A 14761-nucleotide genomic window follows, 5' to 3' on the forward strand; every position below is an offset into this window, starting at 1 on the left:
GATTTGCGGATGAAATTAACAACAGGTAAGGCACTGCTGGCGGGTTGTATTGCGATGGCCATGAGCCAGGCGGCCATGGCGAAAGACATCAAGGTGGCGATCGTCGGGGCGATGTCCGGCCCGGTCGCGCAGTATGGCGACATGGAGTTTACCGGCGCGCGCCAGGCGATTGCCGACATTAACGCCAAGGGCGGCATCAAGGGCGACAAGTTGGTCGGCGTGGAATACGACGACGCCTGCGACCCGAAACAGGCGGTTGCGGTCGCCAACAAGGTGATCAACGACGGCATTCGCTACGTGATCGGCCACCTGTGCTCCTCTTCCACCCAGCCGGCGTCCGATATCTATGAAGACGAAGGCGTGATCATGATTACCCCGGCGGCCACCAACGCCGATCTGACCACCCGCGGCTACAAGATGATCCTGCGCACCACCGGTCTGGATTCGGATCAGGGCCCGACCGCCGCCAAATACATCCTCAGCGACATCAAGCCGAAGCGCATCGCCGTGGTGCACGATAAGCAGCAATACGGCGAAGGCCTGGCGCGCTCGGTGCGCGACAGCCTGAAAAAACAGGGCACCGAAGTGGCGATGTTCGAAGGCATCACCGCCGGCGACAAAGACTTCTCCACCCTGGTGGCGCGCCTGAAGAAAGAGAATATCGACTTCGTGTATTTCGGCGGTTATTACCCGGAAATGGGCCAGATCCTGCGTCAGGCCAAACAGGCCGGGTTGACCACCCGCTTTATGGGGCCGGAAGGCGTGGGCAACTCCTCACTGTCCAACATCGCCGGCGCCGCTTCGGAAGGCATGCTGGTGACGCTGCCGAAACGCTACGATCAGGTGCCTGCCAACCAGCCGATCGTCGATGCGTTGAAAGCCAAGAAGCTGGATCCGACCGGCCCGTTCGTCTGGACCACCTATGCCGCGCTGCAGTCGCTGACCACCGGGATGGAGCGCAGCGGCAGCCAGGAGCCGGCGGACATCGTCAAGGATCTGAAAACCGGCAAGCCGGTGGAGACCGTGATGGGGCCGCTGAGCTGGGATGACAAGGGCGACCTGAAAGGCTTCGAGTTCGGCGTGTTCGAGTGGCATGCCAACGGCACGTCCACACCGATCAAATAAGCCATAATGATTAGGGTGGGGCGCAGTTTGCTGCGCCCGGCGGGTCGGCTTGCCGACCCCGTCTCCCTTTACCCGCCGGTTCTCCGCCGGCGGGTTTCGCAGCCAAGGGTTCAGAGTATGTCAGAGCAGCTCCTCTATTTTCTGCAGCAGATGTTCAACGGCTTAACGTTGGGCAGCACCTATGCATTGATCGCCATCGGTTACACCATGGTTTACGGCATCATCGGCATGATCAACTTCGCCCACGGTGAGGTATACATGATCGGCAGCTATGTCTCCTTTATCGTTATCGCCGCCCTGATGATGCTCGGCATCGACGTCGGCTGGCTGCTGATCGGCGCCGCGTTCCTGGTCTCGATCGTCATCGCCAGCGCCTACGGCTGGAGCATCGAGCGGGTGGCCTACAAGCCGGTGCGCAACTCCAAGCGCCTGATTGCGCTGATTTCGGCCATCGGCATGTCGATATTCCTGCAAAACTACGTCAGCCTGACGCAGGGCTCACGCGATCTGGCGCTGCCCAGCCTGGTCACCGGCCAGTGGGTGCTGGGGGAAAGCAACGGCTTCGCCGCCACCATCAGCACCATGCAGCTGACCATCTGGCTCGTGACCTTCCTGGCGATGCTGGCGCTGACGCTGTTTATCCGCTATTCGCGCATGGGCCGCGCCTGCCGCGCCTGTGCGGAAGATCTGAAGATGGCCAGCCTGCTGGGCATCAACACGGACCGGGTGATCTCGCTGACCTTCGTCATCGGGGCGGTGATGGCGGCGGTGGCCGGGGTGTTGCTCGGTCAGTTCTACGGCGTCATCAACCCTTACATCGGCTTTATGGCCGGTATGAAAGCCTTCACCGCCGCGGTTCTGGGCGGCATCGGCAGCATTCCCGGCGCGATGATCGGCGGCCTGGTGCTGGGCGTGGCGGAAGCGCTGACCTCCGCCTACCTGAGCACCGAATACAAAGACGTGGTGTCGTTCGCGCTGCTGATCGTGGTGCTGCTGATCATGCCGACCGGCATCCTCGGGCGTCCGGAGGTTGAGAAAGTATGAAACTCAATCTGCTCAATGCGCTGATCGCCACGGCGGTGCTGTTCGTGATGGCGTCGTTCCTGATGGGCATGCAGCTCAGCCTGGACGGCACCAAACTGGTGGTGCACGGCGCGGCGGAAGTGCGCTGGATGTGGATCGGCATCGGCTGCGTCATCGTCTTCTTCTTCCAGCTGTTGCGCCCGCTGCTGCAGCAGAGCCTGAAAAAGGTCTCCGGCCCGGCGTTCGTGCTGCCGAGCTTCGACGGCACCACGCCGCGGCAAAAGCTGCTGGCGGCTCTGCTGCTCGTCGCGGCGGTCGCCTGGCCGTTCCTGGTGTCGCGCGGCACGGTGGATATCGCCACTCTGACGCTGATCTACGTGATGCTGGGCCTCGGCCTCAACGTGGTGGTGGGCTTGTCCGGTCTGCTGGTGCTGGGCTACGGCGGTTTCTACGCCATCGGCGCCTACACCTACGCGCTGCTGAATCACTATTACGGTTTCGGATTTTGGGAGAGCCTGCCGCTGGCGGGTATCGTCACCGCCGCCTTCGGTTTCCTGCTCGGTTTCCCGGTGCTGCGGCTGCGCGGCGACTATCTGGCGATCGTGACGCTCGGCTTCGGCGAGATCGTGCGCATCCTGCTGCTGAACAATACCGAGATCACCGGCGGGCCGAACGGCATCAGCCAGATCCCGAAACCGACCTTCTTCGGCCTGGAGTTTAATCGCAGCGTGCGCGACGGCGGCTGGGATACCTTCCATAACGTCTTCGGCCTGAAATACGATCCGAGCGATCGCATCGTATTTTTGTACCTGGTGGCGTTGCTGCTGGTGGTGCTGACGCTGTTCGTCATCAACCGCCTGCTGCGCATGCCGCTCGGGCGCGCCTGGGAAGCGCTGCGCGAAGACGAGATCGCCTGCCGCTCGCTGGGCCTCAGCCCGACGCGCATCAAGCTGACCGCCTTTACCATCAGCGCCGCGTTCGCCGGGTTTGCCGGCACGCTGTTCGCCGCGCGACAGGGTTTCGTCAGCCCGGAATCTTTCACCTTCGTCGAGTCGGCCTTCGTGTTGGCGATCGTCGTACTGGGGGGCATGGGATCGCAGTTCGCGGTCATTCTGGCGGCGATCCTGCTGGTGGTGTCGCGCGAGCTGATGCGCGATCTGAATGAATACAGCATGCTGCTGCTGGGTGCGCTGATGGTGCTGATGATGATTTGGCGGCCGCAGGGGCTGTTGCCGATGAAACGGCCGCAGCTGAAGCTGCAGGCGGCGGACATTCACGCGGGCAAGGGGGAGCAGGCATGAGCGTTCAACCTTTACTGCAGGTGGAAGGCCTGTCGATGCGTTTTGGCGGGCTGCTGGCGGTCAACAATGTCGCGTTGACGCTCAATGAAGGCGAAATTGTCTCGCTGATCGGCCCCAACGGCGCCGGTAAAACCACGGTGTTCAACTGCCTGACCGGTTTCTACCGCCCGAGCGGCGGCACCATCAAATTGCGCGATCGCCATCTGGAAGGGCTGGCGGGGCAGGCCATCGCCCGTATGGGCGTAGTGCGCACCTTCCAGCATGTGCGGCTGTTCCGTGAAATGACGGTGGTTGAGAACCTGTTGGTGGCGCAGCATCAGCACCTGAAAAGCGGCGTCTTCGCCGGGCTGCTGAAAACCCCGGCCTTCCGCCGCGCCGAAGCCGAGGCGCTGGCGCGCGCGGCGGAGTGGCTGGAGCGCGTCGGCCTGCTATCGATGGCCAACCGTTCGGCGGGCAACCTGGCCTACGGGCAGCAGCGTCGGCTGGAGATCGCCCGCTGCATGGTGACCCGGCCGGAGCTGCTGATGCTGGACGAACCGGCCGCCGGTCTGAACCCGAAAGAGACCGACGAGCTGGATCATCTGATCGTCGAGCTGCGCGATCGGCATAAGGTCTCGGTGTTGCTGATCGAGCACGACATGAAGCTGGTGATGGGCATCTCCGATCGCATTTACGTGGTGAATCAGGGCACGCCGCTGGCGCAGGGCACACCGGCGGAGATCCGCAACAACCCGGACGTGATCCGGGCTTATTTGGGCGAATAATAATATGTTGTCATTCAATCAGGTATCCGCCCATTACGGCAAAATTCAGGCGCTGCATCAGGTCAGTCTCACGATTAGTCAGGGCGAAATCGTGACGTTAATCGGCGCCAACGGCGCCGGTAAAACCACGCTGCTCGGCACCCTGTGCGGCGAACCGCGCGCCAGCGAAGGCAGCATCGTCTTCCAGGGGCAGGACATCACCCAGTGGCAAACCTCGCGCATCATGCGCGAAGCGGTGGCGATCGTGCCGGAAGGGCGGCGCGTCTTCTCGCGCATGACGGTGGAAGAAAACCTGGCGATGGGCGGCTTCTTCGCCGATCGTCACCAGTATCAACAGCGCATCGAACGGGTGTTCACGCTGTTCCCGCGCCTGCTGGAGCGCCGAAGCCAGCGCGCCGGCACCATGTCCGGCGGCGAACAGCAAATGCTGGCCATCGGCCGCGCGCTGATGAGCCAGCCGAAGCTGCTGCTGCTCGACGAACCTTCGCTTGGGCTGGCGCCCATCATCATCCAGCAGATTTTCGACATCATTCAGCAACTGCGGGAAGAGGGCATGACCATCTTCCTGGTGGAGCAAAACGCCAATCAGGCGCTGAAATTGGCGGACCGCGGTTATGTGCTGGAAAACGGCCGCGTGGTGTTGGAAGATACGGGGGCTGCATTGTTAGCCAACGAAGCAGTGAGGTCGGCGTATCTGGGCGGTTAATCCGTCCCCCTACGAATTAAAATAATCAGGTACGAGAAGAAGAAATGAAGACAGAAGGGTTACTCGCGCAGCGCATCGTTAACGTAAAAAGTTCGGCCATCCGTGAATTGCTTAAGCACAGCAAGATGGAACACGTCATTTCGCTGGCGGGCGGCATCCCCTCTGATGCGCTGTTCGATTTCGAAGGATTGAGCATTGCCACCCAGCAAGCGATCACCGAACAGCCGAAAAGCGCGTTCCAGTATGGCTTGACCGAGGGGAGCCCGCTGCTGCGTGAGCGCATTTGCGCGCTGTGCGCCGAGCGCGGCATCACCGCGCGCGCAGAAGAGGTGATGGTCACCGCCGGCTCTCAGCAGGCCCTGGATTTGGTGATGCGCGCCATCGTCAACCCGGGCGACGTATTTGTGGTGGAGCGCCCGACCTACCTGGCGGCGCTGCAAACGCTGGAACTGGCGGAGGCCAACATCATGTCGGTCTCGTCCGACAGCGACGGCATGGTGGTGGAAGAGCTGGCCGAGCTGCTGAAAACCCAGCGTATCAAGGGCGTGTACGTGGTGCCGAACTTCGGCAACCCGAGCGGCATCACCCTCAGCGCCGCGCGCCGCGAACTGCTGGTGAAGCTGGCCGCCGAACATAATTTCCTGATCATCGAAGACGATCCGTACGGCGAGCTGCGTTTCACCGAAGAGCGCCACCCAACGCTGCATCAGGTGTCGCAGCGGGTGCTGGGCAACACCGACCACATCATCTATACCTCGACCTTCTCCAAGATCCTGGCGCCGGGCCTGCGCCTGGGCTGGGCGATCCTGCCGCCGTTCCTGCTGCATAAAGTGGCGATCATCAAACAGGCGGCGGATCTGCACGCCAGCGCCCTATCGCAGAGCATCGTCGAATGCTACCTTGGCCTGGATCGCCTGCCGGCGCAGATCGACAAGATCCGCGCTGCCTACAAACACAAGGGCGAGATCCTGGCCGGTTTGGTGGAGCAGGAGCTGGGCGACTACATCACCTTCGATAAACCGAAGGGCGGCATGTTCCTGTGGGCGCGTTTCCGCCAGCCGTTCAACGCCACCGAATGGCTGAACACTACGCTGCAGCAGGGCGTGGTGTTCGTGCCGGGGGAATACTTCTTCTCCGACAACCCGGATCGTTCGACCTTCCGCCTGTCGTTCGCCACCGCCACCGAGCAGCAGATGCAAGAAGCGGTGGCGCGCCTGCGCCGTTCGCTATAAGCCTCGCGGCGGCGGAGCCCATGCCCGCCGCCGACATCAAACCGCCATCTTCACTTCACTTTGCCGTCATGTGGCTGTCATCTAACGGTTATTTTTCTGTCATCCGAGCATGGCATGTTATCCCCCGTCATCTTTCGAGCCGCAGCGTTGTTGGCTGCCCGGCTGCCCCCCTGCCACTTAGTTAGCTAAGCTCCAGGGTGCCAGCAGGTTGCCGCCTGGCTGCAACTCGAAAGCTATAGGGGGCACTCCCTCATCAAGAATTGATTCTTTTCGCTCACGCGCTTTTACACCAGCTTTTTCAGGAGTTAGGCATGCTCACCTACGCTATTCGCAAAACCACGCTGTGCGTCGCATTGACCCTGGCGGTCAGCGCCCAGGCGCTGGCGGCGACAGAAATCCCGTTCTGGCATTCGATGGAAGGCGAACTGGGTAAAGAAGTGGACTCTCTGGCGGATCGCTTCAACCAGTCGCACAGCGACGTCAAGATTGTGCCGGTTTATAAAGGCAACTACGAACAGAGCCTGGCGGCGGGCATCGCCGCTTACCGTTCCGGCAAGGCGCCGGCGATCCTGCAGGTTTACGAGGTGGGCACCGCCACCATGATGGCCAGCAAAGCCATCAAGCCGGTCTATGAAGTGTTTAAAGAGGCCGGTATCAACTTCGACGAATCGGTGTTCGTGCCGACGGTGGCCGGCTATTACACCGACAACAAGAGCGGGCATCTGCTGTCGCAGCCGTTCAACAGCTCCACGCCGGTGCTGTACTACAACAAAGACGCCTTCAAAAAGGCCGGCCTGAACCCGGATCAACCGCCGAAAACCTGGCAGGAACTGGCGGCGGGTACCGCCAAGCTGCGCGAAGCCGGCATGAAGTGCGGTTACGCCAGCGGCTGGCAGGGCTGGATCCAACTGGAGAACTTCAGCGCCTGGCACGGCGTGCCGTTCGCCAGTGAAAACAACGGTTTTGGCGGCACCAGCGCCAAGCTGGAGTTCAACCAACCGCTGCAGGTCAAACATATTGCGCTGCTCGAAGCGATGAACAAGAAGGGCGACTTCACCTATTTCGGCCGCAAAGACGAATCCACCGAGAAGTTCTATAACGGCGACTGCGCCATCACCACCGCCTCATCCGGTTCGCTGGCGGACATCAAGCACTACGCCAAATTCAACTACGGCGTCGGCATGATGCCGTACGACGCTGACGCGAAAAATGCGCCGCAAAACGCCATCATCGGCGGGGCCAGTCTGTGGGTGATGAACGGCAAAGACGCCGCCACCTACAAGGGCGTGGCCGAATTCCTGCAGTACCTGGCGCAGCCGGAAATCGCCGCCGAATGGCATCAGAAGACCGGCTATCTGCCGATCACCACCGCGGCTTACGATCTGACCAAGCAGCAGGGCTTCTACGACAAGAACCCGGGTGCCGACGTCGCTACTCGCCAGATGCTGAACAAGCCGCCGTTGCCGTTCACCAAGGGCCTGCGCCTGGGCAACATGCCGCAGATCCGCAGCGTGGTGGATGAGGAGCTGGAAGGCGTGTGGACCGGCAAGAAAACGCCGCAGCAGGCGTTGGACGCCGCCGTGCAGCGCGGTGACGTGCTGCTGCGCCGTTTCGAAGCGTCGACCAAGTAATCCTGTGTCGCGGGCCCGGCGGACCGGGCTCGCATCTTCACGCCGATCCTCCCGCACCCGATTAATGGTTTAACGTCTATGTCATCTTCCCGTCCCGGTTTCGGCTGCAGCTGGTTGCCCTATGCATTGGTGCTGCCGCAGCTGCTGATTACCGCCGTGTTCTTTTTATGGCCCGCCGGCGAGGCGCTGTGGTATTCGGTGCAGAGCCTCGATCCGTTCGGCCTGTCCAGCCAGTTTGTCGGGCTGGATAACTTTAAGCAGCTGTTCCAGGATCCTTACTACCTCGACTCGTTCTACACCACGCTGATCTTCAGCTTCCTGGTGGCGGGCATCGGGCTGGCGGTCTCGCTGTTTTTCGCCGCGCTGGTGGACTACGTGCTGCGCGGCAGCCGCCTCTACCGCACGCTGATGATCCTGCCCTATGCGGTGGCGCCGGCAGTGGCGGCGGTGCTGTGGATCTTTCTGTTCAACCCCGGTCTCGGGTTGATTACCCATTTCCTCAATGGGCTGGGCTATAACTGGAACCATGCGCAAAACAGCGGCCAGGCGATGTTCCTGGTGGTGCTGGCCTCGGTATGGCAGCAGACAAGCTATAACTTCCTGTTTTTCCTCGCCGCGCTGCAGTCGATCCCGCGTTCGCTGGTGGAGGCGGCCGCCATCGACGGCGCCGGCCCGGTACGCCGCTTCTTCCATCTGGTGCTGCCGCTGATCGCGCCGGTGAGCTTCTTCCTGCTGGTGGTCAATCTGGTGTACGCCTTCTTTGATACCTTCCCGGTGATCGACGCCGCCACCGGCGGCGGGCCGGTGCAGTCCACCACCACGTTGATCTACAAGATCTACCGCGAAGGCTTCGCCGGATTGGATCTCTCCAGCTCCGCCGCGCAGTCGGTGATCCTGATGCTGCTGGTGATCGGCCTGACGGTGATCCAGTTCCGCTTCGTTGAACGTAAGGTGCGCTACCAATGATTGAGAATCGACGCGGGCTGGACATCTTCAGCCATGTGATGCTGATTATCGGCGTGCTGGTGGTGCTGTTCCCGCTGTACGTGGCCTTTGTCGCCGCCACGCTGGACGACAAACAGGTGTTTCAGGTGCCGATGACGCTGGTGCCCGGCGGTCACCTGTGGGAGAACATCCGCAATATCTGGCAGGGCGGCGTGGGCAACCTCAAGGTGCCGTTCTCGCTGCTGCTGCTCAACAGCGTGATCATGGCGCTGGCGATCACCTGCGGCAAGATCGCGGTGTCGGTGCTGTCGGCTTACGCCATCGTGTATTTCCGTTTCCCGCTGCGCAGCCTGTTTTTCTGGCTGATTTTCCTCACCCTGATGCTGCCGGTGGAGGTGCGCATTTTCCCGACGGTGGAGGTGATCTCCAACCTCAACCTGCTGGACAGCTATACCGGCCTGACGCTGCCGCTGATGGCCTCGGCCACCGCCACCTTCCTGCTGCGCCAGTTCTTCATGACGTTGCCGGATGAGCTGCTGGAGGCGGCGCGCATCGACGGCGCCGGGCCGATGCGTTTCTTCTGGGACATCGTGTTGCCGCTGTCGAAAACCAATCTGGCGGCGCTGTTCGTCATCACCTTTATCTACGGCTGGAACCAATACCTGTGGCCGATCCTGATCACCAGCGACGCTTCGATGGGCACCGCGGTGGCGGGCATCAAGAGCATGATCTCCACTTCCGGTGCGCCGACCCAGTGGAACCAGGTGATGGCGGCGATGATTCTGACTTTATTGCCACCGCTGGCGGTGGTGCTTCTGATGCAGCGCTGGTTTGTGCGCGGTCTGGTTGATAGCGAGAAATAACGACGATGGCAGGATTAAAACTACAGGCGGTCACCAAGTCTTACGACGGTAAAACGCCGGTGATCAAACAGATCGACCTCGACGTGGCGGACGGTGAATTCATCGTGATGGTCGGCCCGTCCGGCTGCGGCAAATCCACGCTGCTGCGGATGGTGGCCGGGCTGGAGCGCACCACCAGCGGCGATATCTATATCGATACCCGGCGCGTGACCGATCTGGAGCCCAAGGATCGCGGCATCGCGATGGTGTTCCAGAACTACGCGCTCTATCCGCACATGAGCGTGTACGACAACATGGCTTACGGCCTCAAGATCCGCGGTTTCGGCAAGGAGCATATCCGCCAGCGGGTGGAGGAGGCGGCGCGCATTCTGGAGCTGGAGCCGCTGCTCAAGCGCAAACCGCGCGAACTTTCCGGCGGCCAGCGCCAGCGGGTGGCGATGGGGCGCGCCATTGTGCGCGAACCGGCGGTGTTCCTGTTCGATGAGCCGCTGTCCAACCTGGATGCCAAGCTGCGGGTGCAGATGCGCCTGGAGCTGCAACAGTTGCACCGACGCCTGAAAACCACCAGCCTGTACGTGACTCACGACCAGGTGGAGGCGATGACGCTGGCGCAGCGGGTGATCGTGATGAATAAGGGCGTGGCGGAGCAGATCGGCACGCCGAGCGAAGTGTACCAACGGCCGGCTTCGCTGTTCGTCGCCGGCTTTATCGGCTCGCCGGCGATGAACCTGCTGCCCGGCACCCTGAGCGCCGACGGTAGCCAGCTGCTGCTGGCGGACGGCATGGCGCTGCCGTTGCCTGCGGCCAAGCCGCAGTGGGCGGGGCGGCCGTTGACGCTGGGCATTCGGCCGGAGCATATTCAACGGGTGGCGCAAGGCCAGGGCGTACCGCTGCAGCTGCAGACGCTGGAACTGCTGGGGGCCGACAATCTGGCGCACGGCCAGTGGGGCGGCCACGGAGTGATAGCGCGGCTGTCGCATGAAACCTTGCCGACGGCGGGCAGTACGCTATATTTGCAGCTGCCTGCTCAGGCGCTGCACTTTTTTGACACCCACAGCGGATTACGGATGGATTGATGACGAGACCCTGGCCTTACCCTCATATTGTCGCCCACCGCGGCGGCGGTTCTCTGGCGCCGGAAAACACCCTGGCGGCGATCGACGTCGGCGCGCGCCACGGCCACAAGATGATCGAGTTCGACGTCAAGCTGGCGCAGGACGGGCAAATTTTCCTGCTGCACGACGACACGCTGGATCGCACCAGCAACGGTTGGGGCGTGGCGGGTGAGCTGCCGTGGGACAAACTGGTGCAGCTGGACGCCGGCAACTGGTACAGCTCGGCCTTCAAGGGCGAGCGGCTGCCGCTGCTGTCGGAGGTGGCGGAACGCTGCCGGGAACACGGCCTGATGGCCAATATCGAGATCAAACCGACCACCGGCAGCGACGATGAAACCGGGCGGGTGGTGGCGCTGGCGGCGCGGTTGCTGTGGCAAGGGCAGACCGACCCGCTGCTCTCCTCCTTCTCGGTGGAAGCGTTGGCGGTGGCGCAGCGCACCGTGCCGGATTTGCCGCGTGGCCTGCTGCTGGAGGACTGGGACGACAACTGGCGCGAGCTGACGGAGCGTCTGGACTGCGTCTCGCTGCATATCGACCACAAAGCGCTGACCGCCGAGCGGGTGAAAGCGTTGAAAGACGCCGGTCTGCGCATTCTGGTGTATACCGTCAACCAACCGGATCGCGCGCGTCTGCTGCTCGACTGGGGCGTTGACTGCATTTGCACCGACCGGATAGATTTGATTGGCCCGGATTTTTAATCCGGCGCCGATGAATCCCGCGACGACAAGCCTTGCCGCCGCGCCACCGGAAGGAATGCGATGCCAGGCTTTATGATGTCACTGTGGCACCAGATCGTGCTGTCTTTACCGCTGTTCGTCCTGATCGCGTTGGGTTATGGGCTGATTCGCTGGGGGAAATGGCCTTCCAGCATCACCGATGGCCTGACGCGCTTCGTGTTTTCCCTCGCCTTGCCCGCCATGCTGTTTCGCATGATGTGCGACTTCTCGCAGCGCCCGGCGGTCGATGCCCGGCTGTTGATCGCGTTCTTCGGCAGTTGCCTGATGGTGTTCGTGCTCGGCCGCCTGGTCGCCCGGCACCTCTTCCGGCTGGATGGCGTCGCCGGATCGGTGTTTGCGCTGGGCGGTATTTTCTCCAATAACGTGATGCTCGGTTTACCGATCGCCAGCGTGATGCTGGGGCAGGCGGCGATCCCGTCGGTGGCGCTGGTGCTGGTGTTCAACGGCCTGATCCTGTGGACGCTGGTCACGGTGTCGATCGAATGGGCGCGCAACGGCTCGCCGACGCTGGGCGGCTTTGCTAAAACCGCGCGCAGCGTGCTGACCAACCCGCTGATCGTCGGCATTCTGTCCGGCACGCTGTTTAGCCTGACCGGCTTGCCGCTGCCGGACTTCGTCGATCGGCCGGTCAGCATGCTCGGCCAGGTGGCGGCGCCGCTGTCGCTGGTGGTGCTTGGCATGGGGCTCGCCGAGTACCGCATCAGCGAAGGCTGGCAACTGAGCAGCGCCATCTGCGTGCTGAAGTTGCTGGTGCAGCCGTTGGTGATTTGGCTGCTGGCCTGGATGATGGATCTGCCGCCGATGGAGACCCGCGTGGTGGTGCTGCTGGGCTCAATGGCGGTGGGGGTGAATGTCTACCTGATGTCGCGCCAGTTCAATACGCTCACCGGCCCGGCCGCCACCAGCCTGGTGATGTCCACCGTGCTGGCGGCGATCACCACGCCGCTGATCCTCACCGTTATGGGCGTGCGGGCGTAGCCGGCAGCGGGGCCTGCGGCACCGCCGGCGCGGTGCGATTGAACGGATCGCGCGGCTGGTTGCCGTTAGGCAGCAGTTGCCCGCCGTTCGGCGCGGTTTGCAACAGCTGTTGCCGTTGATTGTCGAACTGTCGCTGCTGCTGCAGGCGGCGTTGATCCATCTGCCGGTTGTTCAACAAGCGCTGCTGTTGCGCCTGCTGGCTGTGTTGGTTGAGTAACTGCTGCTGTGAGCGCAGGTCGGTTACGCCGTTGGCCGCCGCCGCCAACCCAGGCAGCAACAGCAGAGCGAACAGAATATGAGAAGTTTTCATGATGGTTACCTCGCCTTTTTATTAAGCCTAACTCAGCGGTGAAATTTTGCTGGTAGTTTGTCTTTTGTTCAGATGTAAACCGCCTTTCATCCACTTATGCGTCCATCTTCCGTTACAATCGCGGTTTATGAATTGCTAGGATGAACCCATCGTGCTGCTCTTGGTTATCACCACCATTCTGTGGGCGTTCTCTTTCAGCCTGATCGGCGAATATTTGGCGGGCCATGTCGACAGCTGGTTCTCGGTGCTGATGCGCATCGGGCTGGCGGCGCTGGTGTTCCTGCCGTTTCTGCGCTGGCGCAACATCAAACTCAAGGTGATCCTGCTGTATATGCTGGTAGGCGCCTGCCAACTGGGGATCATGTATCTGTTCAGCTTCCGTGCCTACCTCTACCTGACGGTGCCGGAGTTCCTGCTGTTTACCGTGCTGACGCCGCTTTACATCACGTTGATCTATGACTTGCTGAGCGGCCGACGCTTGCGCTGGGGCTACGTATTCAGCGCGCTGTTGGCGGTGCTGGGCGCGGCGATCATCCGCTATCACCAACTGAGCGAGCACTTCTGGTGGGGGCTGTTGCTGGTACAGGCGGCGAACATCAGCTTCGCCATCGGCATGGTCGGCTATAAGCGCCTGATGGAAGTGCACCCCTTACCGCAACATACCGCCTTTTCCTGGTTCTACCTGGGGGCGGCGGCGGTGGCGGTGGTGGCCTGGTTCCTGTGGGGCAACCCGCAGCAATTGCCAACCACCAACCTGCAGTGGGGCGTGCTGATCTGGCTGGGTGTGGTGGCATCGGGGCTGGGTTACTTCATGTGGAACTATGGCGCGACGCAGGTGGATGCGGGCACGCTCGGCATCATGAACAATATGCATGTGCCGGCCGGGCTGTTGGTCAACCTGGCTATTTGGCAACAGCAGCCGCACTGGCCGAGCTTTATCCTCGGCGGGGCGGTGATCGTCGCTTCGCTGTGGGTGCACCGCCGCTGGGTGGCGCCGAAACAGCTCGGCTAAACGGGGGCCGGCAGTTTACACGCCGGCCGCCAACGCTTTGGCGCCGGTCGCGCCGGGGCGTGCGGCGTCGCGCACGAACGGCAGATGATCGCAGGCGTGCTGGCGGGCCGAGCGGATAAAGGCTTCGGTCACCGCCTGGCGCTGTTCGCCGTCGCGCACGGCGGCGTACAGACGGCTCCACAGGCCGTCACCCAGGGTTTTGGTCACCACCAGCCCCTGCCGTTCGAAACTTTCCACCACCCAATGCGGCAGCGCCGCAATCCCCATCCGCGCCGAGACCATCTGGATCAGCAGCAGCGTGTTATCGACGTTCTTCAACGCCGGGTTGACGCCCGCCGGCTGCAGGAAATGCCGCCAGATATCCAGCCGCTGGCGCTGCACCGGGTAAATCAACAGCGTTTCATCGCTCAAGTCTTCCGGCTCGATGTGCGGCTTGCCGGCGAGCGGATGATCCGGCGCCAGCACCAGACGCACCTCAAAATCGAACATCGGCGAATAGTGCAGGCCGCTGCGCGGCAGGATATCCGACGTCATCACCAGATCCAGCTCGCCCTGTTGCAGGGCCGGCTGCGGGTCGAAAGTGACGCCGGAGGTGAAGTCCATCACCACCTGCGGGAAACGCTGGCGGAAGTTGTCCAGCGCCGGCGTCAGCCACTGAATGCAGCTGTGGCATTCGATGGCGATGCGCAGCGTGGTTTGATGCGGCTCGTGGCAGGCCTGCAGCGCCTGCTGGATCTGCGGCAACACCTGTTCCGCCAGCTGCAGCAGGATCTCGCCCTGGGCGGTGAAGCGCAGGGGTTGGCTCTTGCGCACAAACAGCTTGAAGCCCAGACGTTGCTCAAGATCGCTGAACTGGTGCGACAGGGCAGACTGCGTCTGATGAAGTTGGGCCGCCGCCCCCGCCAACGAACCGCTGTTGCGCAGAGCCTGCAGCGTCCGTAAATGTTTCAGTTCGATCATGAGAGTCCTTCACATTGACAGTGAATAAATTGCGCTTGTGGTTAATACAGTACCTGCTG

General features: G+C 62.0%; 15 protein-coding genes. 13 read left to right on the forward strand and 2 right to left on the reverse strand.

All coding sequences use genetic code 11. The features are described from left to right. The first annotated feature begins 9 nt into the window (after positions 1–9). The 12 genes from IMX17_RS18110 to IMX17_RS18165 all read left to right on the forward strand — a co-directional run bounded on the left by IMX17_RS18110 (position 10) and on the right by IMX17_RS18165 (position 12420). Positions 10–1125 carry a branched-chain amino acid ABC transporter substrate-binding protein gene (locus tag IMX17_RS18110; RefSeq protein WP_033639000.1) on the forward strand — a complete coding sequence of 372 codons (1116 nt, stop codon included), beginning with the start codon at positions 10–12 and terminating at the stop codon, positions 1123–1125. A 117-nt stretch (positions 1126–1242) separates the two neighbouring features. Next, complete coding sequence (gene livH, locus IMX17_RS18115; protein ID WP_015376290.1) at positions 1243–2169, forward strand: high-affinity branched-chain amino acid ABC transporter permease LivH; 927 nt, start codon at positions 1243–1245, stop codon at positions 2167–2169. Further along, entirely contained in the window at positions 2166–3449 is a 1284-nt protein-coding gene (locus tag IMX17_RS18120; RefSeq protein WP_193550060.1) for a high-affinity branched-chain amino acid ABC transporter permease LivM, read from the forward strand. Before livH ends, IMX17_RS18120 begins: the two co-directional genes overlap by 4 nt. After that, positions 3446–4213 carry a high-affinity branched-chain amino acid ABC transporter ATP-binding protein LivG gene (livG, locus tag IMX17_RS18125; RefSeq protein WP_046898854.1) on the forward strand — a complete coding sequence of 256 codons (768 nt, stop codon included), beginning with the start codon at positions 3446–3448 and terminating at the stop codon, positions 4211–4213. The genes IMX17_RS18120 and livG overlap by 4 nt, the downstream gene beginning before the upstream one ends. Positions 4214–4217: 4 nt before the next feature. Beyond that, on the forward strand, positions 4218–4919 hold the full coding sequence (gene livF, locus IMX17_RS18130; protein ID WP_015376292.1) for a high-affinity branched-chain amino acid ABC transporter ATP-binding protein LivF: 702 nt from the start codon (positions 4218–4220) through the stop codon (positions 4917–4919). Between the two features lie 44 nt (positions 4920–4963). After that, a complete protein-coding gene (locus IMX17_RS18135) occupies positions 4964–6151 on the forward strand; it encodes a PLP-dependent aminotransferase family protein (RefSeq protein ID WP_046898855.1) in 1188 nt (395 codons plus the stop codon). Positions 6152–6462: 311 nt separating this feature from the next. Then, positions 6463–7782, forward strand: coding sequence for a sn-glycerol-3-phosphate ABC transporter substrate-binding protein UgpB (ugpB, locus tag IMX17_RS18140; protein WP_046898856.1), 1320 nt, complete (start codon positions 6463–6465; stop codon positions 7780–7782). A gap of 78 nt (positions 7783–7860) precedes the next feature. Then, positions 7861–8748 carry a sn-glycerol-3-phosphate ABC transporter permease UgpA gene (ugpA, locus tag IMX17_RS18145; protein WP_193550061.1) on the forward strand — a complete coding sequence of 296 codons (888 nt, stop codon included), beginning with the start codon at positions 7861–7863 and terminating at the stop codon, positions 8746–8748. Further along, positions 8745–9590, forward strand: coding sequence for a sn-glycerol-3-phosphate ABC transporter permease UgpE (gene ugpE, locus IMX17_RS18150; RefSeq protein WP_004934403.1), 846 nt, complete (start codon positions 8745–8747; stop codon positions 9588–9590). Before ugpA ends, ugpE begins: the two co-directional genes overlap by 4 nt. A 5-nt stretch (positions 9591–9595) precedes the next feature. Beyond that, positions 9596–10666 carry a sn-glycerol-3-phosphate import ATP-binding protein UgpC gene (locus IMX17_RS18155; RefSeq protein ID WP_193550062.1) on the forward strand — a complete coding sequence of 357 codons (1071 nt, stop codon included), beginning with the start codon at positions 9596–9598 and terminating at the stop codon, positions 10664–10666. Next, positions 10666–11403, forward strand: a complete 738-nt coding sequence (gene ugpQ / locus IMX17_RS18160) for a glycerophosphodiester phosphodiesterase (protein WP_193550063.1) — start codon at positions 10666–10668, stop codon at positions 11401–11403. Before IMX17_RS18155 ends, ugpQ begins: the two co-directional genes overlap by 1 nt. Positions 11404–11463: 60 nt before the next feature. Further along, positions 11464–12420: an AEC family transporter gene (locus IMX17_RS18165; protein WP_046898859.1), complete on the forward strand. Its 957-nt coding sequence runs from the start codon at positions 11464–11466 to the stop codon at positions 12418–12420. Here the strand turns inward: IMX17_RS18165 and IMX17_RS18170 are convergent. Continuing rightward, positions 12401–12730 (reverse strand): hypothetical protein, encoded by a 330-nt coding sequence (locus tag IMX17_RS18170; RefSeq protein WP_193550064.1) that lies wholly within the window; start codon positions 12728–12730, stop codon positions 12401–12403. The genes IMX17_RS18165 and IMX17_RS18170 overlap by 20 nt on opposite strands. Positions 12731–12881: 151 nt before the next feature. Here IMX17_RS18170 and IMX17_RS18175 point away from each other — a divergent pair, with 151 nt between their 5' ends. Then, positions 12882–13742 carry a carboxylate/amino acid/amine transporter gene (locus IMX17_RS18175; RefSeq protein WP_182265662.1) on the forward strand — a complete coding sequence of 287 codons (861 nt, stop codon included), beginning with the start codon at positions 12882–12884 and terminating at the stop codon, positions 13740–13742. Positions 13743–13757: 15 nt separating this feature from the next. Here IMX17_RS18175 and metR read toward each other — a convergent pair whose 3' ends face one another. Continuing rightward, the gene (metR, locus tag IMX17_RS18180) at positions 13758–14702 is read right to left on the reverse strand and encodes an HTH-type transcriptional regulator MetR (protein ID WP_016929455.1); all 945 of its coding nucleotides are present in this window, start codon (positions 14700–14702) and stop codon (positions 13758–13760) included. Positions 14703–14761: the final 59 nt, after the last annotated feature.

It is taken from the genome of Serratia sp. X3, assembly GCF_014982455.1.
Classification (GTDB): Bacteria; Pseudomonadota; Gammaproteobacteria; order Enterobacterales; family Enterobacteriaceae; genus Serratia; species Serratia ureilytica.

What these genes read in the sequence shown, in the direction of transcription:
- metR (WP_016929455.1), bottom strand. Translation starts at nt 14,702, where the DNA reads ATGATCGAACTGAAACATTTACGGACGCTGCAGGCTCTGCGCAACAGC.
- ugpQ (WP_193550063.1), top strand. Translation starts at nt 10,666, where the DNA reads ATGACGAGACCCTGGCCTTACCCTCATATTGTCGCCCACCGCGGCGGC.
- IMX17_RS18165 (WP_046898859.1), top strand. Translation starts at nt 11,464, where the DNA reads ATGCCAGGCTTTATGATGTCACTGTGGCACCAGATCGTGCTGTCTTTA.
- IMX17_RS18110 (WP_033639000.1), top strand. Translation starts at nt 10, where the DNA reads ATGAAATTAACAACAGGTAAGGCACTGCTGGCGGGTTGTATTGCGATG.
- IMX17_RS18170 (WP_193550064.1), bottom strand. Translation starts at nt 12,730, where the DNA reads ATGAAAACTTCTCATATTCTGTTCGCTCTGCTGTTGCTGCCTGGGTTG.
- IMX17_RS18120 (WP_193550060.1), top strand. Translation starts at nt 2,166, where the DNA reads ATGAAACTCAATCTGCTCAATGCGCTGATCGCCACGGCGGTGCTGTTC.
- ugpE (WP_004934403.1), top strand. Translation starts at nt 8,745, where the DNA reads ATGATTGAGAATCGACGCGGGCTGGACATCTTCAGCCATGTGATGCTG.
- livG (WP_046898854.1), top strand. Translation starts at nt 3,446, where the DNA reads ATGAGCGTTCAACCTTTACTGCAGGTGGAAGGCCTGTCGATGCGTTTT.
- livH (WP_015376290.1), top strand. Translation starts at nt 1,243, where the DNA reads ATGTCAGAGCAGCTCCTCTATTTTCTGCAGCAGATGTTCAACGGCTTA.
- ugpB (WP_046898856.1), top strand. Translation starts at nt 6,463, where the DNA reads ATGCTCACCTACGCTATTCGCAAAACCACGCTGTGCGTCGCATTGACC.
- IMX17_RS18155 (WP_193550062.1), top strand. Translation starts at nt 9,596, where the DNA reads ATGGCAGGATTAAAACTACAGGCGGTCACCAAGTCTTACGACGGTAAA.
- ugpA (WP_193550061.1), top strand. Translation starts at nt 7,861, where the DNA reads ATGTCATCTTCCCGTCCCGGTTTCGGCTGCAGCTGGTTGCCCTATGCA.
- livF (WP_015376292.1), top strand. Translation starts at nt 4,218, where the DNA reads ATGTTGTCATTCAATCAGGTATCCGCCCATTACGGCAAAATTCAGGCG.
- IMX17_RS18135 (WP_046898855.1), top strand. Translation starts at nt 4,964, where the DNA reads ATGAAGACAGAAGGGTTACTCGCGCAGCGCATCGTTAACGTAAAAAGT.